Source organism: Lysobacterales bacterium (assembly GCA_016721845.1).
GTDB lineage: Bacteria > Pseudomonadota > Gammaproteobacteria > Xanthomonadales > Ahniellaceae > JADKHK01.
Map to the genome: position 1 here is coordinate 1,480,776 of JADKHK010000013.1, position 21,176 is coordinate 1,501,951.

A 21,176-nucleotide genomic window follows, 5' to 3' on the forward strand; every position below is an offset into this window, starting at 1 on the left:
CGGGGAGCGACCCGATGCTAACAGCGTGCGAACCGGCATCCAGCGATGTCGGAAAATTTCGTGCGGATGGCCGCTTCCCAGGCGTCAGGGATTTGCACCCTTCACGCTTCACCGGTGTCGCCGGTGCACTCATTCGAAGCCGTCGGCAAACAGCGTCGACACCATAGTCGTACGCACGCAGTCGTAGGTTTCGAGAATCTGCGCGCCGGTATCCAGCACCTCGAAATGATTGAGGTTCACGTCGATCGCACCCGCCGTCAGATCGAACTCGCGCGAGTCGATCTGCAGGTCGGCATCCGCCCATTTCGCCGTCGTGTCGGTGTCGGCCTGGGCCGTCAGCGCGATGTTCCCGCCGTCGGCCAGCACAATGCCGTACTTCTGCATGGTGCGCAGCACGACGCGGGCAGCCGGCGAATAGCCGGTCATGTCGAAGTCGGCGCGCAGACGCAGGCGCGAGCCGTAGGGAATCGCGCCGGTCGGGCCATCCGGACCGCCCGCGTGGGTTGCCGGGCGCACGTAGACCCGATCGCGCAAGCTGCCGCTGTCCGGCCCGTCCGGCAGTGACGCCATGCGGTCGTTGGGCAGGATGAAGCGGATGGCGTGGCCAAGGTGCTGGTCGGCGACATTCAGTCGGGCCAGGGCCGTGCGGATCTCGTCGGCGTTGAACAGCAACGGCGCGATCGGGAAACCGGCGGCATCGGCGCTGGTGCAATGGTCGCCGCGCAACTCGGTCGGATACACCGCATCGAGTTGCCATTTGGCCAGACACAGGGCATCGACCTGAGTCGCCGCGGCGACATCGGCGCCGACATTCGCGGAGTAGGCCTCGAACAGCGTGTTGCCCTGGACGACGATCAGGTGACAGTCGTTGTTTTCGTTGTCGCACTCATAGTTCGTGCTGCCTTCGATGCGGCCACCGGGCGGCAAAGGCATCAAGGTTCCAAGCGGTTCGCAATCCGGCAGGTAGTAGTCCGCGTAGATCGCGTGCTGCGCCATCGGCCGGGTCGGGACACCGGCTGCGGCCTGCATGACCTCGATCGAGAAATCGATCTGCATGCGCCCGCATCCGAACCCGCAGCCAATACCGCAACTGTTGGCTGCATCACCAGCGCAAATCGCCATGTTGGTCGCGATCATGCTCGCCGACTGCGGATGCACGGGCGCCGCACTGATGTCCTGCTGGAACACCGAACCGAACGCGAAGCGCGGCGGCGCCTCGGCACGGACCAGCGCCGCAACCATCATCAAACCCACTACGCCTGCCATTCGCATGATCGACTCCCGAACCCGATGCCGACACTGATGCATGCGGCCACCGCGATCTGCGCGGCGGTTCGCGATTCACATCGCGGACGGATCGGCCATGGCTTCCGCGGCCTCGAACTCACCCGGCTCCAGCAACACCACCAGGCAACGCGGTTCGAGTTCGCCCACCGCTTTGGCGATATCGCTCGCAACGATGCGGAAGTGACCGTCCTGCATGACGATGCCGAGATCGCCGGCATTGATCGCCGCGATCTGGGCCTCGCTGCAATACACCCGCTTGATCTTGCCCTGGTGCTCGAAGTGGCGCGGATGTTCGGCATCGGCCATGTTCTGCGCGCGACCGTCGAGCAACGCAGTCATCTTGATCTTGCGCTCGCGCTTTTCCTGCGCCTTCTTCTCGGCATCGCGTTTCGCCGCTTCGGCCTCCGCGCGCTCGGCCTTCGCGCGCAGCGCGTAGGCCCGGGCCAGGTCGATCTCTTCCTGCGAACGCGCGTCCGCCTTCGGTGCCTGCTGCGGTTTCGCATGCCCATGCGGCCTGCCGTGCGGTTTGCCTTGCGGCTTTCCCTGCCCATGGGGCTTGGCATGGGCCGGACGCGGCTTCGGCGGTTCGGGCTTCGGCGATGCGAAGCCGAGTTTCAACAATTGTTCGCGGAGCGAGTCGGTCATCGGAGCACTGTCGGTTTCGATTCAGTAGTGCGGCGGCGGCGGTTCGTCGCCGATGTCATGTCCGAGCGCAGCGCGCAGCTGCGTCACTTCGCGCCGCAACTGGCGCAGTTCCTCGGCGATGTCGATGATACGCCGCTCCTGAGTCGCGACCTGCGGATTCAGGCTGGTGACGACGTCGTCCTGGAATGCGAAACGCATTTCCAGTTCGGCCAGTCGCTCGTTGATTTCGGATAGCGTCGTGTTCATGCCGCGAAGTCTAGCGGAGCGCGTCGTCTAGGCTTGTGCCAGCGCAGGAAAATGCATCGCGGCGATGCGCGCCGGGCGATGCGCGACCAGTTCCCAGGAGGATGCTTCGCCCAGGATTTCCGCCGCGGCGATGCGCCCGGGTTCGATGCGCGGCGGCTGCCGCACCAGATCATGGGCGTTGCTGGCCAGCACACCGACCCAGCCGCGCTGCAAGAGCGCGCGTGCCGCCTCCTGCGCATACGGACCGCAACCGCCGGCGACGGCATCGGCATCGACCTGCAGCAGCAGCCCCGCTGTCACCAACGGCGCCAGCACCTCGGGCTTGGCCTGCACTTCGCGGATGCGCTCAGGATGCGCCAGCATCGGTCGGATGCGACGCGCACGCATCCATTCGATGGCAGGCACGATCTTCGCCGGCAGCCGCGCGTCGGAAAACTCGATCAACACGACATAGTCATCGTCCCAGCGACCGAGCCAGGGCAGATCGCCGCTCTGGATCGCCTGATGCAGAAAAGCATCGAAGCGGCATTCGCCGGCCAGCGCGACCTCCATCGCCAAGCCGCGATCGACGAGGGCTTCGCGCAACCGGATCAATCGCGAGGACAACCGGGCGATCCGCTCGGCATAGGGCTTGCCGCGAAAATGCGGCGTCAGCACCGCGTGCGCGATGCCGTTGTGGGCTGCCTGCACACACAACTCGACCGCCGCCGACCACGACGCCGGGCCGTTGTCGACGCCCGGCAAGGCGTGCAGATGCAGATCCACGAAGGGATGCTGCGGCGTCACCGCCAGGGCGATTCCGGAGACCGTCGCTGGTCGATGCCGGTCGCGCATGCCCTAGACCGATCCCCCGGCAAGCAACTGGTCGAAATAGGCGATCGTCGATCGCAATCCGGCATCGAGGTCGACCTTCGGCTCCCAGCCGAGCTGCACACGTGCCCGCGTGATGTCCGGCTGGCGCTGCTTCGGATCGTCTGCCGGCAACGGTCGCATCTCGATCGTCGAGCGCGAACCGGTCAATGCGATCACCTTCTCCGCCAATTCGCGGATCGTGAACTCGCCAGGATTGCCGAGATTGATCGGACCCGTGATCGTCGCGTCGGTCGCCATCAAGCGGATGAAGCCTTCGATCAGGTCGTCGACGAAGCAGAACGAGCGGGTCTGCTGGCCTTCGCCATAGAGCGTGATCGGCTGGTGCTTCAAGGCCTGGACGATGAAGTTCGAGACCACGCGGCCATCGTTCGGATGCATGCGCGGCCCGTAGGTATTGAAGATGCGCGCGACCTTGATCTGCAACTGGTGCTGGCGGTGGTAGTCGAAGAACAGGGTTTCGGCGCAACGCTTGCCTTCGTCGTAGCAGGAGCGCGGTCCGATCGGATTGACATGACCCCAGTAGTCCTCGCGCTGCGGATGCTGCACCGGATCGCCATAGACCTCGCTGGTTGAGGCCTGGAAGATCGGCACGCGCAGGCGCTTGGCCAGGCCCAGCATGTTGATCGCGCCATGCACGCTGGTCTTCGTGGTCTGGACCGGATCGTGCTGGTAGTGGATCGGCGATGCCGGGCAGGCCAGGTTCCAGATCTCGTCGACTTCGATGAACAGCGGAAAGGTCACGTCATGGCGCAGGAACTCGAAGCGCGGATGACCGTGCAGGTGCGCGATGTTGCGCTTGGCGCCGGTGAACAGATTGTCGGCGCAGACGACTTCGCGGCCATCGGCGAGCAAGCGATCGCACAGATGCGAACCGAGAAATCCGGCACCGCCGGTGACAGGACACGCTTGGTCGATTCGTAGTTGCGCATGCGCTCAGACCACCTGGGGATGCGACACGGAACGGCCGCGACCGATGCCATAGTAGGCCAAGCCTGCGGCCTCGACCGATTTCGGATCGTAAATATTGCGCCCATCGAAGACGACCGGCGACTTCAGCGCAGCGCGCACGCGTTCGAAGTCCGGGCTCCAGAACTCCTTCCACTCGGTCATGATGACCAGCGCATCGGCACCCTCCAGCGCGGTGAAGGGTTCGTCGCAGATCGCGAGATCCTCGCGCGTGCCGAAGACATGCGCCGCCTCCTTGGCGGCCTCCGGATCGTAGGCGCGTACCGTCGCACCCGCAGCCCACAATTGCGCCAGCAGCACCCGCGCCGGGGCTTCGCGCATGTCATCGGTGTTCGGCTTGAAGGCCAAGCCCCAGACCGCGACGGTCTTGCCGCGCACGTCGCCGAAATGTTGCTGGATCAGGCCGAACACGCGGTGTTTCTGGGCATCGTTCACGGCCTCGACCGCTTCGAGGATACGCGGCGTGTAGCCATGCTGGCGTGCGGTGCGATCAAGCGCCTGCATCCTTCGGAAAACAGGAGCCACCATAGCCGGCGCCCGGATAGATGAACGAATAGCCGATGCGCGGGTCGGAGCCAATGCCGTGACGGACATGCTCGATATCGGCACCGACGCGTTCGGCGATGTTCGCGATCTCGTTCATGAAGCTGATCTTGGTCGCGAGCATCGCGTTGGCGGCATATTTGGTCAGCTCGGCCGAGCGCACGTCCATCAGCACGATGCGTTCGTGGTTGCGGTTGAACGGCGCGTACAGCACTTTCATGCGCTCGACCGCGTGCGTGCTGTCGGAGCCGATGACGATGCGATCGGGACGCATGCAGTCCTTCACGGCATCGCCTTCCTTGAGGAATTCGGGATTCGACAGGACATCGAAGGCGATCGTTGCACCGCGCTTCGCGAGCTCGCCGGCAATCGCTGCACGCACGCGATCCGCAGTGCCGACCGGCACCGTCGACTTGTTGACGATGATGGCGGGCTTGTCGAGATGCTGTCCGATGGTGCGCGCGACTGCTAGCACGTGCGAGAGATCGGCGCTGCCGTCTTCACCGGGCGGCGTGCCGACGGCAATGAAGATGATTTCGGCGCGGCGGATGGCGGCGGCGGCATCGGTGGTGAATTGCAGGCGACCGGATTTGTGGTTCGCCAACACCAGTTCCTCGAGACCCGGTTCGTAGATCGGGATGAGGCCGTTGTTCAGGCCGTCGACCTTGCGCGTGTCGATATCGACGCAATGGATCTTGTTGCCGACTTCGGCGAGGCAGGTGCCGGTAACCAGCCCGACGTAACCGGTACCGAAAATGGTGACATGCATGTCTGCGATTCCACAGGTAGAAAGATGGTGTCGATGTTAGCGGGCGCCCATGGCAGCGACGAGCGCGCGCTGCCGGGTCGGAAAATGGAAACGCCGGCTTGCGCCGGCGTTTCGAGATCGCGGCGCGAGCCTTGATCAGTTCACGATTTCGATCAGTTCGACGTCGAAGATCAGCGTCGAGTTCGGGCCGATCGGACCCGGATTGGCGCGATCGCCATAAGCCAGGTTCGACGGAATGAAGAACTTGTACTTCGAGCCTACCGACATCAGCTGCAGGCCTTCCGTCCAACCGGCGATGACGCCATTCAGCGGGAACTGCGCCGGCTCGCCGCGATCGACCGAGCTGTCGAACTTGGTGCCGTCGAGCAGGGTGCCGGTGTAGTGCACCTTGACCGTCGATTCGGCGGTCGGCTTCTTGCCGGTGCCTTCCTTGACGACCGAGTACTGCAGGCCCGAGGCCGTCGTCTTCACGCCCGGCTTGGTCTTGTTCGCGGCCAGGAACTTGTCGCCCTCGGCCTTGTTCTTCGTCGCCTGTTCGGCCGTCTTGGCCTGCTGAGCGGCCTGCAGCTTGGTCATGAAGGCCTGGCGAACCGTCTGCGATTCTTCCGCCGTCATCAGCGACTTGCCGCCGGCGAGCTGGGTCTTCATCGCATCGATCACGATGTTGAGGTCGATCTCGTCCTTGATCTGGCCGACGCCATTGGCGAGGTCCATGCCGACCATGTAGCTGACTTTTTCTTTTTCGGTGGTCAGCTTGTCGAGCGCACTCGCCGACAGCGGCAGGGCCAGACCGACCGCGACCGCGGCTGCGAGAGTGCTACGAAGGAACTGCTTCATTCTTGTGTGCTCCAGGTTGGAACCGGCAGTCGCCGGGAAAATTGCCGCCAAAAGGCCGCGCATTGTCGTGGCGACTTGGCCTGGACGCAAACGGGCAGGATTTTGAGCCCCGGCAAGCCGCCGAGTTCCCTTGGCCGGGCCGCGTGTTGCCAGCGATTCAACTACGCTGCCTGCACGGAACGATGGGCATGCTCGGTACTCAGGAGAACCACATGGATTATCACGACGCATTGCTGGTGGCACGACGCACCCACCCCCACCCGCCGAAAGAGGCGACCATCGTCGCAGCGATGCAGCGCTTCTCGGACTTCTTCGGGCCACTGACCGAGCAATCGGTGCGCAGCGGCATCCCGCAGGCCTACGCGCCCGCACTTTGGTTCAACGACACGTTGAAAACCATCACCGACCGCGCCGAACTGGAGCGCTACATGGTCGAGACCGCGCACAATGTCGAGCACTGCCGTGCGGTCGTCGATACCTGGTCGCTGAGCCGCGAGGGCGACGTGCTGGTGCGCTGGCACATGCTCATTCGCTTCAAGCGTTTCGCCCGAGGTCGCGATACCGAGTCGATGGGGATCAGCCTCCTGCGTCTTGACGACGAGGGCCGCATCGCATTCCAGCAGGACTTCTGGAACGCCGCCGACGGCCTGTTCCAGCACGTGCCATTGCTGGGCTGGGCGATTCGCGCGATCAAGCGACGCGTCTGAACGCGTCCTTGGATCGCACGCAAAAAAAGAGCCCGCTGGGGTCAGCAGCGGGCTTTGAGTTTCCCTGAAGCAGCACTACCGGCCGAAGAAGCCGGCAGAACAATCGGCCATTAACTCTCGCCGACGACCGACAGCTTGACGTTGCAATGCACATCAGCGTGCAGTGCCACGTGGATGTCGAATTCGCCGGTGCGACGGATCGGGCCTTCCCCGAGGATCACTTCGGCCTTCGAAAGCGGGAAACCCGCGTTCGTGAAAGCTTCTGCGATATCTCGCGGACCGACCGAGCCGTAGAGCTTGCCTTCCGTGCTGGCATTGGCGCGAATCGTGACCGCGGCGGCTTCGAGCTTGTCCTTGCGGGCCGATGCGTCGGACAACAGATTGTTGGCCTTGGCTTCGTATTCCGCACGGCGCTTCTCGAACTCCGCCACGTTGGTCGCAGTGGCCGGAGCGGCCTTGCCCTGCGGGACCAGATAATTACGCCCGTAACCGGGCTTCACATTGACCTTGTCGCCGAGGGCGCCGAGGTTCACAACTTTCTGCAAGAGAATCAGTTCCATGATGATGCGCTCCTCAGTGGCTATCGCAGTACGGCAGCAGCGCGAGGAAACGCGCACGCTTGACGGCAGCCGTCAGCTGACGCTGATAGCGGGCCTTGGTGCCGGTGATGCGGCTGGGAACGATCTTGCCGGTCTCGGTCAGGTACTGGCGCAGGGTGTTGAGATCCTTGTAATCGATCTCCTTCACGCCTTCGGCTGAGAATCGGCAGAACTTCTTGCGGCGGAAAAATTTGGACATGATTGATTCCTCGTGACTCAGGCGGCGTCTTCGAATTCGGCGTCGCTGAAGCCTTCTTCGCTGACGCGACGGCTCGGCTTCTCATCTTTCATCTTGGCGATCGGCGACTGTTCGGTCACCGCGTCGTCGCGGGTGGTGATGAGATGACGCAAGACCGCATCGTTGAAGCGGAACGAGGACTGCAGTTCGTTCAGAACCGGCTGGCTGCACTCGATGTTCATCAGAACATAGTGGGCCTTGCCGAGATCCTGGATCGGATACGCAAGCTGACGACGACCCCAGTCTTCGAGACGGTGGATCGTGCCTTTGTCTCCTTCAATGAGCGACTTGTAACGCTCGATCATCGCGGGTACCTGCTCGCTCTGGTCGGGATGGACCAGGAAAACGATTTCATAGTGACGCATCAAAAACTCCTTGCGGACGTATCGGCCTCCCGAGGTGTTACCGGTGAGGCAAGGTCCTATCGGCCAGCGGCTGACAGGGGTGCGAAGCTTAGCCGAGACGATGCCCATGCCGCAATGCAAAAGTCGTGAAAAATCAGGGGATTAGTTCAGTTTTCCCAAGCCGTATCAGGGACTTAGGTACTCTATCCACAGCTGCAAAATATTTTCCGCCGCAGATTCAGGCAGAAAGCGAGGAACGGCGTACAGCCCACTGTTTTCATGGGATTTTTCTTGCCGCAAGACGGTCGAGTCTCAGACCGTGGTGAAACTTTCCCCGCAGCCGCACTCGGCGGAGACGTTCGGATTCCGGAACACGAACTGGGCGCCGAGCCCCTGCTTGGCGAAGTCGATCTCGGTGCCATCGACCATCGCGAGACTGTCGCTGGCGACGATCACCTTGATGCCTCGCGATTCGAACACCTGATCGTCGGCACCAACCTCGTCGACGAGGTCCACGACATAAGCGAAGCCGGAGCAACCGGTCTTGCGGACGCCAAAACGCAGACCGAGTGCCTCCGGCTTGTCGCGCAGATAGCCGCCGACACGTTCGGCGGCCGATTCGGAAAGTTGGATAGCCATCGCGTTCACTCCATGCCGTCGGGTGCGCGCGCTCGGATATGATCGCGCGCTCTATCGTGACCGATCTGGTCGCGCCCAACGGAGTTTCAAGGCATGAGTGTAGCAAGCGTGCGCGCGGTACTCGCCGGTCGCGTGGCAGTGGGTGACAAAGTCACGGTCCGCGGATGGGTCCGTACCCGTCGCGATTCCAAAGCCGGCATTTCCTTCGTGACCATCAACGACGGTTCGGGCCAGGACTCGATCCAGATCGTCGCGCCGAACACGTTGACGAATTACGACAGCGAAATCGTGCACCTGACCGCCGGCTGCGCCGTCATCGCCACCGGCACGCTGGTCGCATCGCAGGGCAAGGGCCAGAGCTACGAAATCCAGGCCGAGGCGGTCGAAGTCACCGGCATGGTCGACGATCCGGAGACCTATCCGATCCAGCCCAAGCCGCACACGATGGAGTTCCTGCGTGAAGTGGCGCATCTGCGCCCGCGCACCAACACCTTCGGCGCCGTCGCCCGCATTCGCCACAGCATCGCGCAGGCGATCCACCGCTATTTCCACGAGCGCGGCTTCTTCTGGGTGAACACCCCGATCGTGACCGCCAGCGACTGCGAAGGCGCCGGGCAGATGTTCCGCGTCTCGACGCTGGATCTCGCGAACCTGCCGCGCACCGACAAGGGCGCGATCGACTGGAACAAGGACTTCTTCGGCAAGGAGGCCTACCTGACGGTGTCCGGCCAACTCAATGTCGAGGCGTATTGCCTCGCGCTGAGCAAGGTCTACACCTTCGGCCCGACCTTCCGTGCCGAAAACTCGAACACAACGCGGCACCTGGCCGAGTTCTGGATGATCGAGCCGGAAATCGCCTTCGCCGATCTGAACGACGATGCCACGCTGGCCGAAGACTTCCTGAAGTACATCTTCGCGGCAGTGCTGGCCGAGCGCGGCGACGACATGGCCTTCATCAACGATCGCATCGAGAAGACCGCGATTTCGCGTCTCGAAAACTTCATCCGGGCGCCATTCGAACGCATCGACTACACGCAGGCGATCGAGCTGCTGAAGAACTCCGGCGAGAAGTTCGACTATCCGGTCGAATGGGGCCTCGACCTGCAGACCGAACACGAGCGCTGGCTGACCGAGAAGCATGTCGGACGCCCGACGGTGGTGATGAACTACCCGGAGCAGATCAAGTCCTTCTACATGCGCCTGAACGACGATGGTCGCACCGTCGCCGCGATGGACGTGCTCGCGCCCGGCATCGGCGAAATCATCGGCGGCTCGCAGCGCGAGGAACGCCTCGACATGCTCGACCAGCGCATCGCCAAGTTCGGCCTGAATCCCGACAGCTACCAGTGGTATCGCGACCTGCGTCGTTACGGCACGGTCCCGCATGCCGGTTTCGGACTCGGCTTCGAGCGACTGGTCGTCTACGTCGCCGGCCTGACCAATATCCGCGACGCGATTCCGTATCCGCGCGTACCGGGTTCGGCCGAGTTCTGAATCATGGCGACCGATTACTCGCGTCTGCTGCTGTTCGCCGCACTGGGCGATGTCGTGCTCGCGGCCCTGCTCGCGCTGACCGCCGCCTTGCTGCTGCGGCGCTTCATGGGTCAGCTGGTTGAGCGCCATCGCGCCGTGGCACTGCGTCTGATCGAACCGGCCGAAGGCCGCGCCCATCGTCTCTACGCCTACCTGAAAGGCCGCGAATCGCGCCTGCTGAACGACCCACGTGCGCATGCGCTCGCCTTCGGTGCGTATGTCTGCGCCTGGTGCGTGCTGTTCCTGCTGGCCCTCGCACCGCTGACGTTGATCGCCGCCGTGATCCTCTGAATCGCCACAAGGAAATCCGATGTCCGATGAACAATGGTGGATCGTCACGTTTGGCGACATGCTGCACTGGGCCCGCCTGACCATGAACGACGACGGCAATGCCGAAGTCTTCAGCGCCAATGGCGAGACCGAGCGCTTTCCGAATGAGGGCGAAGCCAGGGCTGCATTGCTCGACGCCAACTACCGCGCATTCGACGGCATCGACGACGACGACGCCGAGGAAATGGGCTTCGATCTCGACAGCGTTGCCCCGCCCCGTGCCAACGAGGGCGACGAGGACGACTTGCTCGAACAGATGACGATGAAGTTGCAGCCGCGCTGAGGACGTCACGATGAAACTGGATCTCACCGGCAAGCACGCCCTCGTCTGTGGCGCATCGAAAGGCATTGGTCGTGCGGCGGCAGAAGCCCTGGCAGGACTCGGCGCCGACGTGACGGTACTGGCACGCAACCGCGATGCGCTCGACGCCCTGGCGCGCACGCTGCCGAAGACGCACGGCGCGCAGAAACATGCCTGGCTGAGCGCCGATGTCTCGAACACCGACGGATTGCGCAGCGCGGTCGAGGCCATGGTGTCCGCGCATCCGGTGCAGATTCTCGTGAACAACACGGCCGGGCCGAACCCGGGTTCCGCCATCGCTGCGACCAGCGAACAATTCCTCGACACCTTCCAGCGCCACTTGCTCGCGAATCACACGTTGGTGCAGGCCACGGTCGGTGGCATGAGGTCGGCCGGCTACGGACGCATCATCAACGTGATCTCCACGTCGGTGAAAGAGCCGATCAAGAACCTCGGCGTCTCGAACACCATCCGCGGCGCGGTCGCGAGCTGGGCCAAGACCCTGGCGGGCGAACTCGCCGCACACGGCATCACCGTCAACAACGTATTGCCCGGCTTCACCCGCACGCAGCGCCTCGAACAGATCATCGAGGAACGCGTGGCCGCCACCGGCAAGACGCGCGCCGACATCGAAGCCGGCATGCTCGCCAGCGTTCCCGCCGCCCGCTTTGCCGAAGCCCACGAAGTCGCCGCCGCGATCGCCTTCCTCGCCTCGCCCGCCGCCGGCTACATCAACGGCATCAATATGCCGGTCGATGGCGGGCGCACGCAGTCGCTTTGAATCGCGCGTTTCACCGGCCTTCGGCTAGGCTTCGCGCATGAAACGCATCGCCTACTCCGAATTGAATGCGGTTGAGCATTGGCTGGACGTGGTCGATCCGGCGACGGCCGAGGTGATTGCGCAGGTCAGTGCCGGGACGACGCACGATGTCGAGACCGCGGTGCGGCGCGCGCAAGCGGCGTTTCCGGGGTGGTCGTCGTTGCCGAATTCGGAGCGTGCGCGCTGGCTGGAGAAACTGGCCGATGCGCTTGAAGCGAGGGTGCCGGAGTTTGCCGAAGCGGAAAGCCGCGACACCGGCAAGCCGCTGTGGCTGACGCGCGAGATCGAGATTCCACGGGCAGCCGCGAACTTGCGCTTTTTTGCGCATGCCGCCACCCAGTTCGCTTCCGAATCGCATCATGGCCAGGCCGGATTGAACTACACGCTGCGCCAGCCACATGGCGTCGTCGGGGTGATCTCGCCCTGGAACATGCCGCTGCTGCTGTTCACCTGGAAACTGGCGCCGGCGCTCGCCGCCGGCAATTGCGTGATCGCGAAGCCGTCCGAGGTGACGCCGCTGACCGCACAGTTGCTGGCCGAACTCGCGCGCGACATCGATTTCCCCGAGGGCGTGCTCAACGTCGTGCATGGACTCGGACAGACCGTCGGCCAAGCCATGGTCGACCATCCCGGCATCAAGGCGATCAGCTTCACCGGCAGCACGGCCGTCGGCAAACGCATCGCCGAAAGCTGTGCGCGCGAGTTGAAAAAGTGTTCGCTGGAACTGGGCGGCAAGAATGCCGCGCTGATCTTCGCCGATGCCCCGAAAGACAAGTTGTTCGAACAGATCGTGCGTGCCGCGTTCCAGAACACCGGGCAGATCTGCCTATGCGGATCGCGCCTGCTGATCGAACGCCGTTACTACGACGAATTCCGCGACGCCTTCGTTGCCCGGGCGACGCATCATCTGGTTGGCGATCCGCTGGCGGATGGCACCTTCTCCGGGCCGCTGGTGTCGCGAGCTCACTTCGACAAGGTGATGGCCTATCTCGATCTGGCGCGTGCGGAGGGTGGCCGCGTCATCGCGGGCGGGCATCGCGTCGCGGTGCCCGGTCGATGCACGAACGGCTGGTTCGTCGCACCGACGATCATCGAAGGCCTGGGCCCGCATTGCCGCACGAATCAGGAAGAGATCTTCGGACCGATCGTGACACTGCAAGCTTTCGACGACGAAGACGAAGCGCTCGCGCTCGCGAACGCCACGCCATACGGATTGAGTGCCAGTGTCTGGACCGAGGGCCTGTCGCGCGCACATCGGGTCGCCGCCCGGCTCGACGCCGGTATCATCTGGGTCAACACCTGGATGCAGCGCGACTTGCGCACGCCCTTCGGCGGCGTCAAGCAATCGGGCCTGGGCCGCGAAGGCGGTGCCGAGGCCATGCGCTTCTTCACCGAACCCAAGAACGTCTGCATCGGAGTCTGAGCATGCGCGAAATCGACGAATTGCTGGAACGCAACCGGCAATGGGCCGAATCGATCAAGGCCACCCAGCCCGACTTCTTCCGGCAACTCTCGAAGCAGCAGCATCCGAAATACCTGTGGATCGGCTGTTCCGATTCACGCGTGCCGGCCAACCAGATCCTCGGTCTCGCACCGGGCGAAATCTTCGTGCATCGCAACGTCGCCAACGTCGTCGTGCATGCCGACTTGAACTGCCTGTCGGTACTGCAATTCGCCATCGACGTACTCAAGGTCGAACACATCATGCTGGTCGGCCACTACGGCTGCGGCGGCGTGCGCGCGGTTCTGGATGGCGCCCGTCATGGCCTCGTCGACAACTGGCTGCGCCATGTCGGCGATGTGCTGCAGAAGCATCGCGAAGCCTTCGACGCGATCGACACGACATCGATGAAGCACGCGCGGCTGTGCGAACTCAACGTGATCGAACAGGTCGTCAACATCTGCCAGACCACGATCGTGCAGGACGCCTGGGAACGCGGCCAGAAACTCGAAGTACATGGCCTCGTCTATTCGCTGTTCGACGGTCGCCTGCGCAATCTAGGCATCACCACGCACAGCCACGCCACACTCGCCGAGACCTATGTGCAGTCGCTGGCACGGCTCGGCATCGCCCGCGGGAGCTTCTGATGAGCGACGTGATCCGGGCGGACACGGCACCCCGGGCCGTCGGGTCGTATCCGCATGCACGTCGCGTCGGCCACCTGCTGTTCCTGTCCGGCATCGGCCCGCGGTCCGCGACGGACAACAGCATTCCCGGCAACGCCTACGATGCCGACGGTGGACTTGCCTGTTACGACATCGTCGCGCAATGCCACTCGGTCTTCGCGAACGTGCGCGCGGTACTCGAAGCCAGCGGTGCAGGCTGGAACGACCTGGTCGACGTCACCGTCTATCTCACCGACATGGCCCGCGATTTCAAGGCCTACAACACGGTCTGGGCCGAATATTTTCCCGACCCGGCCCATGCACCCTGCCGCACCACGCTCGGCATTACCGCATTGCCGACGCCGATCGCGATCGAATTGAAGTGCATCGCGGCATTCAAGTCAGCCGTCTGATTCGCGCACCGGGATCTTGCCGCCGTCGCAATTGATGCTCGCATCGACTGCAGCAAACGTCGCCTTGCCCGTGTCGGTCCAATCGCCACTGCGCGGAATGTCGTCGAAGACCAGAAAGCGTGGACCCACACGGGTCGGCGGAAGCTCGAAGGCTTCGTAGATGCGCGGATCGCCGAGAAAATCGAAGCGATACAACCGGCCCGTGATGTCCTGTCCGCACCAGTGCACGCTGCGGCCCTGCAGCGGCCCTTCGACCGGATGGCCCTTGTCGGCAATGATGTCGACCAAGCCGTCGAGGTAATCCTCGGCGTGGATCTCGCTGTCGGGCACGTGCAGTTCCAACTCGAAGTCGCCGCGCTCCAGCGCCCAGGTCGTGTAGTGATCGCGATCGACGCTGAGACGCAGCGGCTTCGGATAGTCGAAGTGGACGCCTGACTGCGAAAATCGGACGCGCTCGGCCAGCGCGGCGGCGCCGGGGGGACCACGCATTTCGTCGAACATCGCGCCGAAAAAGGTGCGGGTCAGCGACGCATCATCGGCGACATTGCTGTCCTGTCCGGAAGAACACGCCGCCAGCCCAAGCAGTAGTGCCATCCACCAACACCGCATCCTGTGCTCCAGGTTCCCGTCGGCGGAAAGGTACACTTGCCGGCATCCCATCGCGAGACCCGCCCATGTCCCTGCCCGGCCCGATCGATTTCCAGCGCTGGATCGATGAGCATCGCCATTTGCTGAAACCGCCCGTGGGCAACAAGTGCATCGTCGACGGCGATTTCATCGTGATGATCGTCGGCGGCCCGAACCAGCGCACCGACTTCCACATCGAGGAAGGGCCAGAGTTCTTCCACCAGATCGAAGGCGACATGGTGCTGCGGATCCAGGAGGGATTTGACGGCGAACGCGGCAGCGTGCGCGATATCCCGATCAAGGCCGGCGAAATCTTCTACCTGCCGCCGCGCGTGCCGCATTCGCCGCAACGCATGCCGAATTCGATCGGCCTCGTCATCGAACGCAAGCGCCTCGCCCACGAGCAGGACGGCCTGATGTGGTTCTGCGAACGCTGCAACCACAAGCTCTACGAGGAATTCTTCGCGCTCGAGAACATCGAAACGCAATTCGGTGCGATTTTCGAGCGCTTCTACCGCTCGCACGCGCACCGCACCTGCACGCAATGCGGTCATCTCAATCCGGCGCCGGCGAAGTACGGCGCGCCAGAGCTGGCCTGATACACCGCTTGTCGATGCCCAGAATGGGCAATATCATGCCCGATATGGGCACCCACTCCCGCCAACATCGCGTCAGCGAAGCCGCCGCGCTCTACGCCAGCGCCAATTTGTCCGATGCGCTGTTCACCACGACCCAGCAGCGGGTGCTTGCCAGCTTGTTCAGTGCGCCGGGGCGCAGCGCGACCGTGAGCGAACTGATCCACAGCACCGGCGCCGGCAGCGGCGCCGTGCAGCGCGAACTGGCACGACTTGCGGGCAGCGGGCTGCTCGTCGTCGAGCAAGTCGGCAACCAGAAGCACTATCGCGCCAATCCCGATTCGCCAATCCATGACGAATTGGCATCCATCGTCCGCAAGACCTTCGGGCTGGCGTCGCCGCTGCGCGCCGCGCTCGCGCCGATGGCGGGTCGCATCCATGCCGCTTTCGTCTACGGTTCGGTCGCCAAGCGCAGCGACAGCGCCGCCAGCGACATCGACCTGATGCTGGTCTCCGACGACCTCACCTATCCCGACGTCATGGCGACATTGCATCCGCTGATGGAACGGCTGGGACGCGAGATCAGTCCCACGATCTTCACCCGCGACGAACTGCGGAAGCGCATCCGCGATGGCGGCAGTTTCGCCGTGCGCATCCTGCAACAGCCCAAGCTCTGGCTCATCGGCAGCGAACATGACCTCGCCGCTTGACGCGCTCTCCGGACCCGGCAAACCGCTGGTGGCAGAGCCGCCGGACGCCACCGAAATCGCAGGTCTGGTTCGCTCCGGCCGCGCCCGCTTGGCCGATGCGGGAATCGCCTCGCTCTCGCTGGAAAGCCGCTTCGACCTGGCCTACAACGCCGCGCACGCGTTCTGCCTTGCGGCCTTGCGCCGCCTCGGCTATCGGCCACGCCATCGCTACATCGTCTTCCAGTCGCTGCCCCACACGCTCGGCCTCGGGCCGGAAGTCTGGCGCGTGCTCGCCAAGGCCCACGACCTGCGCAATCTCGCTGAATACGAAGGCCATATGGACGTCGAAGAACGGCTCGTTCTGGATGTCATTGAAGCGTGTGCGCACGTTTCAACAGTGCTCGCACGGCAGATCTAACGGTACTTTTTCCCCTTCGTCGCCTGTCCCAACCTAGAATCCAGCCATGCTGAAGATCGACACCCATGCGCATCTGCTGCCGAAGCATTGGCCGAATCTCGCCGAGAAGTATGGCGATGCCAGGTTTCCGGTGATCCATCACGCCGAGGGCCGGCACCGGATCTACAAGGATGGCAAGTTCTTCCGCGAGATCTGGCCGAATACCTGGGATGCCGAACTGCGCATCGCCGAGTACGCGAAGTTCGGCGTGTCGGTGCAGGTCGCCTCGACCGTGCCGGTGATGTTCTCGTACTGGGCCAAGGGCCATCAGGCGCTGGAACTGCATCGCGCATTGAACGACCACCTGGCCGAACTCTGTCGCGCGCACCCGGCGCACTTCGCCGGCGTCGGCACGGTGCCGCTGCAGTCGCCACAACTCGCGATCCAGGAAATGGAACGCTGCATCGACCAACTGGGCATTTCCGGCATCCAGATCGGTTCGCACGTGAACGACTGGAACCTCGATGCGCCGGAACTGTTCGAGTTCTTCGAAGCGGCGCAGGAACTGCGTGCCGCCATCCTGATCCATCCCTGGGACATGATGGGCACGGATGCGATGCCGAAATACTGGCTGCCTTGGCTGGTCGGCATGCCCGCCGAACAGACCCGCGCCGCGTGTTCACTGATTTTCGGTGGCGTGCTCGAGCGCCTGCCGAAGCTGCGCGTCTGCTTCGCGCATGGCGGTGGCTCCTTCCCGTACACCATCGGTCGCATCGAACACGGTTACAAGATGCGTCCGGACCTGGTCGCCACCGACAACCACCGCAACCCGCGCGAATATTTCCCGCGCCTGTTCTTCGACTCCTGCGTGCATGATCCGCAAGCCTTGCGCTACCTGCTCGACGTCGTCGGCCACGACCGCGTGATGCTCGGTACCGACTACCCGTTCCCGCTGGGCGAACAGGTGCCGGGCAGCGGCATCGATGCGCTCGGACTGGGCGATGACGCGCGCGCACGCCTGTTCCATGGTGCGGCCCTGGAATGGCTGGGACTGCCCCACGCACGCTTCGCACAGGACTGAACGCGATGATCGAGCCGATTGCCCAGCGCGCCACCGCGCTCGACGCGAATGACGAGCTTGCAGCCTTCCGTGCCGAGTTTCATGTCCCGCAACACGATGGCCGCGATCAGGCTTATTTCTGCGGCAACTCGCTCGGCCTGCAGCCGAAGGCGACGCGCCAGGCCGTGATCGACGAGCTTGACGACTGGGCACGGCTCGGCGTCGAAGGCCACTTCCGTGGTCGCCACCCGTGGATGCCGTATCACGAATTCGTACGCGCAGGCCTCGCGCATGTCGCCGGCGCGATGCCGGCAGAAGTGGTCGCGATGAACACGCTGACCGCGAACCTGCACCTGATGATGGTGAGTTTCTATCGCCCGACCCGCGAGCGACCGGCGATCCTGATCGAACAGGGTGCATTCCCGTCTGATCGATATGCGGTCGAATCGCAGATCCGCTTCCACGGCTTCGACCCGGCCACCGACCTGATCGAGCTCGCACCGGACGAGCCGAACGGCACGATTTCGATCGCGGCCATTGCGCACGCCATCGACCGGCATCGCGATCGCCTCGCGCTGGTGCTGTGGCCGGGCGTGCAATACCGCAGCGGCGAGGTCTATCCGCTCGACGAGATCGCGCGACTGACCCATGCAGCTGGCGCCATCGTCGGCTTTGACCTCGCGCATTCGATCGGCAATGTCCCGGTGAATCTGCACGACAGCCAGGCCGACTTCGCGGTGTGGTGCAGCTACAAGTACTTGAACTCGGGACCGGGCGCAGTCGCCGGCTGCTTCGTGCACGAACGACACGCGAGGACGGATCGTCCCCGCTTTGCAGGCTGGTGGGGCCACGATCAATCGACACGCTTCAAGATGGGCCCGGACTTCGTGCCGACGCCCGGCGCAGAGGGCTGGCAGTTGTCGAATCCGCCAATCCTGGCACTGGCGCCACTGCGGGTGTCGCTGGATCTTTTCCAGCGTGCCGATATCGCGCGTCTGCGCGCGAAGTCGATGCGGATGACCGCGTTCTACGCCGAATCGGTCGACGCCGTGCTGGGCGCGCACATCGCCATCGTCACGCCGAACGATCCCGAGCGTCGTGGCTGTCAGCTGTCCTTGCGCGTGCGGGCTGGACGCGAACACGGCCGCGCCCTGTTCGAACATCTGGAGCAGCACGGCGTGCTTTGCGATTGGCGCGAACCGGACGTGATCCGCGTGTCGCCGACGCCGCTCTACAACCGCTACGGCGACATCGTCCCCCTGCTGCGTTCGGCGTCAGCCTTCCTGGCTTGAGTGTCCGCCGCGCTTGCGCACGATCAGCATCGCGATTTCCAGCGATTGCTCGTAGTTCAGTCGTGGGTCGACGGTGGACTTGTAGGCGCGTTCGAGATCGGTTTCGGTCAAGTCACGCGCGCCGCCCATGCATTCGGTCACGTTCTCGCCGGTGAGTTCGAGATGCGCACCGCCGAGGCGCGTACCGGCTGCGGTGTGGATGTCGAAGGCCTGATCGAGCTCGGATCGGATGTTGTCGAAACGCCGCGTCTTGAAGCCGTTGGCGGTGCTCTCGGTATTGCCGTGCATCGGATCGGCGCACCACAGCACCTGCTTGCCTTCGCGCCGCACCGCCTCCAGCAGTGGCGGCAGAGTCGCCCCGATCTTGGCCGCGCCCATGCGATGGATCAAAGTGAGCTTGCCCGGCTCGTTGAGCGGATTCAGAAAGTCGATGACCGGCAACAACTGGTCCGGCGTCACCGTCGGCCCGACCTTCAACCCGACCGGATTCTGGATGCCGCGGCAATACTGCGCATGCGCGCCGTCCAACGCCGCCGTGCGCATGCCGATCCACGGAAAATGCGTGGACAGATTGAACCACCCTGGATTGCGCGGCACCTGGCGCGTGACCGCCTCCTCGTAATGCAGCAACAGGGCTTCGTGCGACGTGAAGAAGTCGACGCGGGTGAAGCTGCCGAGGGTTTCCCCGGCCAGCGTCTCCATGAATCGGACCGACTCGCCAATCGCTTCGACCATGCGCCGGTACTCGCGCTGCAGCGGAGAATGCTCGACCCAACCCAGGTCCCAGTATTCGGGATGATGCAAATCGGCAAAACCGCCATCGATCAAGGCGCGCACGAAATTCATCGTCATCGCCGAATGCGCATGCGCGTGCAGCAGACGCTCCGGATCCGGCTTGCGCGCCGCCGCGGTGAACTCGGGTGCATTGACGATGTCACCGCGATAACTCGGCAAGGTCACGCCATGGCGCTCCTCGGTGTCGGTGGAACGCGGCTTGGCATATTGGCCGGCAAAGCGCCCCACGCGCACCACCGGCAGCTTGAGTCCATGCACGAGCACGACGCTCATCTGCAGCAGGACCTTCAGACGATTGGTGATCGTCGTCGAGTCGCATTCGGAAAAACTCTCGGCACAGTCGCCCCCTTGAAGGAGGAACCGCTTGCCCTCGGCGGCCTCGGCAAGGTGGCGCTTGAGCGTCAGGATCTCGAGCGACGTGACCAGCGGCGGCAGCTGGCGCAACTGCGCAAGACTACGTTCCAGATGTTCGGCATCGGGATAGGTCGGCTGCTGGGCAGCGGGGCGTTCGCGCCATTGCGCGGGCGTCCAGGGGGTCATCGTTCGTCGCCTGTCGAAGAGGCCGCGCTCAACGCACGCGGCGGAAACCGAAATAGATCGCCGCGACGAAGAACGCGATGAAGAAGAACAGGACCCAATTGGGCATCGAGAGCCCGAGGAAGGTCCAGTCGATCACGCCGCAGTCCTGGTCGCGGATGAAGATCGTCTTCAATACCTTCAATGCATCGAAGTATTCAAGCGCATATTGCAGTGAAGGCGCGCAGCCATCGAGTTCTTCCGGCGACAGGCTCTGCAGATAGACGTGGCGACCCGCGATGTAGACGCCGATGCCGGCCCAGAGCGCGGTGACGGTGCCATAGACTCTCCAGCCCCAGGTCTTCGGGCCGTGAATGGCCGCGACCAGCGCGGTCAGGCCGACGGCACATACAAAGACCCGCTGGACCATGCACAACATGCAGGGCTCGTAGTGCTGCACGTATTGTGCGTAGAACGCATAACCCATCAGGCCACCGCTGATCAGAAAGGCGGCAAGGAACGCGGCGCGGTTGCTCCATGCAAGCGGGTTCAGATTCATGTCGACTCCTCGGGTGTGGATACCGGAAAAACGGAAGGCCCCGGTCTTTCGACCGAGGCCTTCGCGCAGAAGTTCACCAACGAAGCTTAGGCTTCGGCAGCGGCTTCAGTCTGCGGACGATCGACCAGTTCGACGTAGGCCATCGGAGCAGCATCACCATTGCGGAAACCGCACTTGAGGATACGCAGATAGCCGCCCTTGCGCTCGCGGTAACGCGGGCCGAGCTCGGTGAAGAGCACGCCGACGGCCGCCTTGTCGCGCAGGCGATCAAAGGCGAGACGACGGTTGGCGACGCCATCGATCTTGGCGAGCGTGATCAGCGGCTCGGCCACACGACGGAGTTCCTTGGCCTTCGGCAGGGTGGTCTTGATCAGGCCATGCACGAACAGCGAGCTGGCCATGTTCTTGAACATGGCTTCGCGGTGCGAGCTGGTGCGGTTGAACTTGCGACCGGATTTGAGGTGGCGCAT

General features: G+C 63.6%; 27 protein-coding genes and 1 pseudogene. 13 read left to right on the plus strand and 15 right to left on the minus strand.

Annotated features, from left to right (window positions below; all coding sequences use genetic code 11):
• Nucleotides 1–129 precede the first annotated feature (129 nt).
• From IPP28_14110 to IPP28_14140, 7 genes and pseudogenes are all read right to left on the minus strand, one after another.
• Nucleotides 130–1,266, minus strand: coding sequence for a hypothetical protein (locus IPP28_14110; GenBank protein MBL0042135.1), 1,137 nt, complete (start codon nt 1,264–1,266; stop codon nt 130–132).
• A gap of 75 nt (nt 1,267–1,341) precedes the next feature.
• Entirely contained in the window at nt 1,342–1,932 is a 591-nt protein-coding gene (locus tag IPP28_14115; GenBank protein MBL0042136.1) for a DUF2058 family protein, read from the minus strand.
• Nucleotides 1,933–1,953: 21 nt separating this feature from the next.
• On the minus strand, nt 1,954–2,178 hold the full coding sequence (locus IPP28_14120) for a SlyX family protein (protein ID MBL0042137.1): 225 nt from the start codon (nt 2,176–2,178) through the stop codon (nt 1,954–1,956).
• Nucleotides 2,179–2,205: 27 nt separating this feature from the next.
• Entirely contained in the window at nt 2,206–3,012 is an 807-nt protein-coding gene (locus IPP28_14125) for a capsular biosynthesis protein (protein ID MBL0042138.1), read from the minus strand.
• A gap of 3 nt (nt 3,013–3,015) precedes the next feature.
• Complete coding sequence (locus tag IPP28_14130; GenBank protein ID MBL0042139.1) at nt 3,016–3,966, minus strand: SDR family oxidoreductase; 951 nt, start codon at nt 3,964–3,966, stop codon at nt 3,016–3,018.
• An 18-nt stretch (nt 3,967–3,984) separates the two neighbouring features.
• Nucleotides 3,985–5,329, minus strand: a pseudogene (locus tag IPP28_14135) (UDP-glucose/GDP-mannose dehydrogenase family protein).
• 135 nt (nt 5,330–5,464) lie between these two features.
• Nucleotides 5,465–6,166 (minus strand): FKBP-type peptidyl-prolyl cis-trans isomerase, encoded by a 702-nt coding sequence (locus IPP28_14140; GenBank protein ID MBL0042140.1) that lies wholly within the window; start codon nt 6,164–6,166, stop codon nt 5,465–5,467.
• Nucleotides 6,167–6,378: 212 nt separating this feature from the next.
• Here IPP28_14140 and IPP28_14145 point away from each other — a divergent pair, with 212 nt between their 5' ends.
• Nucleotides 6,379–6,873: a hypothetical protein gene (locus IPP28_14145; GenBank protein MBL0042141.1), complete on the plus strand. Its 495-nt coding sequence runs from the start codon at nt 6,379–6,381 to the stop codon at nt 6,871–6,873.
• A 110-nt stretch (nt 6,874–6,983) separates the two neighbouring features.
• Here the strand turns inward: IPP28_14145 and rplI are convergent, their stop codons facing one another.
• From rplI to IPP28_14165, 4 genes are all read right to left on the minus strand, one after another.
• Entirely contained in the window at nt 6,984–7,433 is a 450-nt protein-coding gene (gene rplI, locus IPP28_14150) for a 50S ribosomal protein L9 (GenBank protein ID MBL0042142.1), read from the minus strand.
• Nucleotides 7,434–7,446: 13 nt separating this feature from the next.
• Nucleotides 7,447–7,671 (minus strand): 30S ribosomal protein S18, encoded by a 225-nt coding sequence (locus tag IPP28_14155; GenBank protein MBL0042143.1) that lies wholly within the window; start codon nt 7,669–7,671, stop codon nt 7,447–7,449.
• Between the two features lie 17 nt (nt 7,672–7,688).
• Entirely contained in the window at nt 7,689–8,078 is a 390-nt protein-coding gene (gene rpsF / locus IPP28_14160; protein MBL0042144.1) for a 30S ribosomal protein S6, read from the minus strand.
• A gap of 288 nt (nt 8,079–8,366) precedes the next feature.
• Nucleotides 8,367–8,693: an iron-sulfur cluster assembly accessory protein gene (locus IPP28_14165; GenBank protein ID MBL0042145.1), complete on the minus strand. Its 327-nt coding sequence runs from the start codon at nt 8,691–8,693 to the stop codon at nt 8,367–8,369.
• Between the two features lie 93 nt (nt 8,694–8,786).
• Here IPP28_14165 and asnS point away from each other — a divergent pair, with 93 nt between their 5' ends.
• Genes asnS through IPP28_14200 form a run of 7 tightly spaced genes read left to right on the plus strand, consistent with a single transcriptional unit; the run spans nt 8,787 to nt 14,196 of the window.
• Nucleotides 8,787–10,187 carry an asparagine--tRNA ligase gene (gene asnS, locus IPP28_14170; protein ID MBL0042146.1) on the plus strand — a complete coding sequence of 467 codons (1,401 nt, stop codon included), beginning with the start codon at nt 8,787–8,789 and terminating at the stop codon, nt 10,185–10,187.
• 3 nt (nt 10,188–10,190) lie between these two features.
• Complete coding sequence (locus IPP28_14175) at nt 10,191–10,517, plus strand: hypothetical protein (protein MBL0042147.1); 327 nt, start codon at nt 10,191–10,193, stop codon at nt 10,515–10,517.
• Nucleotides 10,518–10,536: 19 nt separating this feature from the next.
• Complete coding sequence (locus tag IPP28_14180) at nt 10,537–10,839, plus strand: hypothetical protein (GenBank protein ID MBL0042148.1); 303 nt, start codon at nt 10,537–10,539, stop codon at nt 10,837–10,839.
• Nucleotides 10,840–10,849: 10 nt separating this feature from the next.
• On the plus strand, nt 10,850–11,638 hold the full coding sequence (locus IPP28_14185; protein MBL0042149.1) for an SDR family oxidoreductase: 789 nt from the start codon (nt 10,850–10,852) through the stop codon (nt 11,636–11,638).
• Nucleotides 11,639–11,675: 37 nt separating this feature from the next.
• Complete coding sequence (locus IPP28_14190; GenBank protein ID MBL0042150.1) at nt 11,676–13,100, plus strand: aldehyde dehydrogenase; 1,425 nt, start codon at nt 11,676–11,678, stop codon at nt 13,098–13,100.
• Between the two features lie 2 nt (nt 13,101–13,102).
• Nucleotides 13,103–13,765, plus strand: a complete 663-nt coding sequence (can, locus tag IPP28_14195) for a carbonate dehydratase (protein ID MBL0042151.1) — start codon at nt 13,103–13,105, stop codon at nt 13,763–13,765.
• Entirely contained in the window at nt 13,765–14,196 is a 432-nt protein-coding gene (locus IPP28_14200) for a RidA family protein (protein MBL0042152.1), read from the plus strand. Before can ends, IPP28_14200 begins: the two co-directional genes overlap by 1 nt.
• On the opposite strand, the gene IPP28_14205 is transcribed toward IPP28_14200, so the two are convergent.
• Nucleotides 14,185–14,790, minus strand: coding sequence for a hypothetical protein (locus IPP28_14205; GenBank protein ID MBL0042153.1), 606 nt, complete (start codon nt 14,788–14,790; stop codon nt 14,185–14,187). The two genes, IPP28_14200 and IPP28_14205, sit on opposite strands and share 12 nt — an antisense overlap.
• An 80-nt stretch (nt 14,791–14,870) precedes the next feature.
• Between IPP28_14205 and IPP28_14210 the strand changes: the two genes are divergently transcribed.
• Genes IPP28_14210 through kynU form a run of 5 tightly spaced genes read left to right on the plus strand, consistent with a single transcriptional unit; the run spans nt 14,871 to nt 18,836 of the window.
• Nucleotides 14,871–15,422 (plus strand): 3-hydroxyanthranilate 3,4-dioxygenase, encoded by a 552-nt coding sequence (locus IPP28_14210; GenBank protein MBL0042154.1) that lies wholly within the window; start codon nt 14,871–14,873, stop codon nt 15,420–15,422.
• A 44-nt stretch (nt 15,423–15,466) separates the two neighbouring features.
• Nucleotides 15,467–16,108, plus strand: a complete 642-nt coding sequence (locus IPP28_14215; GenBank protein MBL0042155.1) for a transcriptional regulator — start codon at nt 15,467–15,469, stop codon at nt 16,106–16,108.
• Nucleotides 16,092–16,505, plus strand: a complete 414-nt coding sequence (locus IPP28_14220) for a hypothetical protein (protein MBL0042156.1) — start codon at nt 16,092–16,094, stop codon at nt 16,503–16,505. The genes IPP28_14215 and IPP28_14220 overlap by 17 nt, the downstream gene beginning before the upstream one ends.
• A 46-nt stretch (nt 16,506–16,551) precedes the next feature.
• Nucleotides 16,552–17,565 (plus strand): amidohydrolase, encoded by a 1,014-nt coding sequence (locus IPP28_14225; GenBank protein ID MBL0042157.1) that lies wholly within the window; start codon nt 16,552–16,554, stop codon nt 17,563–17,565.
• Nucleotides 17,566–17,570: 5 nt separating this feature from the next.
• Nucleotides 17,571–18,836, plus strand: coding sequence for a kynureninase (gene kynU / locus IPP28_14230; protein MBL0042158.1), 1,266 nt, complete (start codon nt 17,571–17,573; stop codon nt 18,834–18,836).
• Here kynU and IPP28_14235 read toward each other — a convergent pair.
• The 3 genes from IPP28_14235 to rplQ all read right to left on the minus strand — a co-directional run bounded on the left by IPP28_14235 (nt 18,819) and on the right by rplQ (nt 21,176).
• On the minus strand, nt 18,819–20,171 hold the full coding sequence (locus IPP28_14235) for a 3-deoxy-7-phosphoheptulonate synthase class II (protein ID MBL0042159.1): 1,353 nt from the start codon (nt 20,169–20,171) through the stop codon (nt 18,819–18,821). The two genes, kynU and IPP28_14235, sit on opposite strands and share 18 nt — an antisense overlap.
• A gap of 28 nt (nt 20,172–20,199) precedes the next feature.
• The gene (locus IPP28_14240) at nt 20,200–20,706 is read right to left on the minus strand and encodes a disulfide bond formation protein B (GenBank protein MBL0042160.1); all 507 of its coding nucleotides are present in this window, start codon (nt 20,704–20,706) and stop codon (nt 20,200–20,202) included.
• Nucleotides 20,707–20,792: 86 nt separating this feature from the next.
• Nucleotides 20,793–21,176, minus strand: a complete 384-nt coding sequence (rplQ, locus tag IPP28_14245; protein ID MBL0042161.1) for a 50S ribosomal protein L17 — start codon at nt 21,174–21,176, stop codon at nt 20,793–20,795.